Origin of the sequence: Ornithinibacter sp., assembly GCF_035443565.1 — a bacterium.
Taxonomy (GTDB): domain Bacteria; phylum Actinomycetota; class Actinomycetes; order Actinomycetales; family Dermatophilaceae; genus Fodinibacter.
Window position 1 is genome coordinate 1 of the sequence record NZ_DAORSO010000155.1, and the last position, 1,447, is coordinate 1,447.

The following is a 1,447-nucleotide window of genomic DNA, read 5'->3' on the forward strand; positions in this document are numbered from 1 at the left end:
CCCAAGCCAGTCGACCACTCGGCCACGACCCTGCGCGGGCTGCGAGGATGGGGGCATGTCAGACCCAGCGCAGCCCGCCTCGGCGCACCCCGCCGCAGAGCCGCCCCTTGCCCCGGATGCCGAGCCCTACCGGGTCGACGTCCCCCTGCGCTGGTCGGACATGGACGCCTACGGCCACGTCAACAACGTGCAGTTCCTCCGCCTGCTCGAGGACGCCCGGGTCGTCGCGATCCGCGAGTGGTTCCTCGGCCGCCCCTCGATGCTCGACGAGGGCATCGTCGTCTCGCGCCACGCCATCGAGTACCGCGCCCCGCTGACCTTCCGCCCCGCTCCGGTCGAGGTGGCGATGTGGGTCAGCCACGTGCACGGCGCCGGCTTCGACCTCGGCTACGTCGTGCGGGACCCGGCAGCGGTCGGTGACGCCGTGTATGCGGTCGCCGAGACCGGCCTCGTGCTCTACGACTTCTCGACGGCCCGCCCCCGGCGCCTCTCACCCGAGGTTCGTGCCGAACTGACCCGCCATTCCGGCGAGCCCGTGAGCTTCCGGTGGGCCGGCCGATGACCGACACGCTGGAGTTCGTCGACGAGCAGTCGCTCGAGGACCTCGGGCGCTACGCGGCCCGCGCCCGGGCCGTCGATGCCGAGGGCGGCATGCGCCTCCAAGCCGCCGGGGGAGTCCTAGCCGCGTGGGTGGGTGTTCTTCCAGGGTCCGGCATCCTCGCCGAGGGCACCGTCCTGGGTCTGCGCACCTTCGCCCTCGCGACCCCCGCCGACCTCGACGTCATCGTGCCGCTCGGGGCGATCACCGACCGCACCCATCGCGGAGGTGGCCGCGAACTCCCGATCCCCCCGACCCGAGCCCTCGCGCCGTGGTCGGCCCTCACCCCGCCGCGCGGCCCCTGGGAGCCGGCTGGCGCCCTCCCCGGTGACCTCCTCGCCGCTGTGGCCCGCGACGGGCTCGTCGAGGTGTCGGATGCCGTTCGCGAGCGCGGTGCCGCCGGCGGTTTCGTGCGTGATCGGGTCTGGGCGCGTGACGTCCGGGAGGCGTCCGGCCCGCACCCCGACCTGCTCACCGTCGATGAGGGGATGCCGGACCCGAGCACCGTGGTGCGCGCCGGTGGTGCCTTCGCCGCATATGCGCTGGGCTTCCTGGCGCCCGGGGAGCCGGTGGCCGTCTTCCGGTCGAACCGGTGGACTCGGCTCACCGCCCCGGGTGGCCACGTCCTGCTCCGCTGACCTGACCTTGTGTCCGGCACGGTGGCTGCTTCAGCCACCACCCTGCCGGACGTCAGTGGGTGGGTGCGGTGAGCGGGTGGCCGCGCTCGGCCAGGACGTCGCGCAGCACGTCGATGTGGTCGGTGACGATGCCGTCGACCCCGAGGTCGAGCAGGCGGTGCATCTCGGTCGCGTCCTCGCGCGACCACGAGTGGAACCACACGTGCACGTG

At 73.5% G+C, this 1,447-nt stretch carries 2 protein-coding genes; both read left to right on the forward strand.

Annotated elements, in window-relative coordinates:
- The first annotated feature begins 55 nt into the window (after positions 1-55).
- Positions 56-562 (forward strand): acyl-CoA thioesterase, encoded by a 507-nt coding sequence (locus PLL68_RS12300; RefSeq protein ID WP_324534491.1) that lies wholly within the window; start codon positions 56-58, stop codon positions 560-562.
- The gene (locus PLL68_RS12305) at positions 559-1,236 is read left to right on the forward strand and encodes a DUF8185 domain-containing protein (protein ID WP_324534493.1); all 678 of its coding nucleotides are present in this window, start codon (positions 559-561) and stop codon (positions 1,234-1,236) included. Before PLL68_RS12300 ends, PLL68_RS12305 begins: the two co-directional genes overlap by 4 nt.
- Positions 1,237-1,447 lie beyond the last annotated feature (211 nt).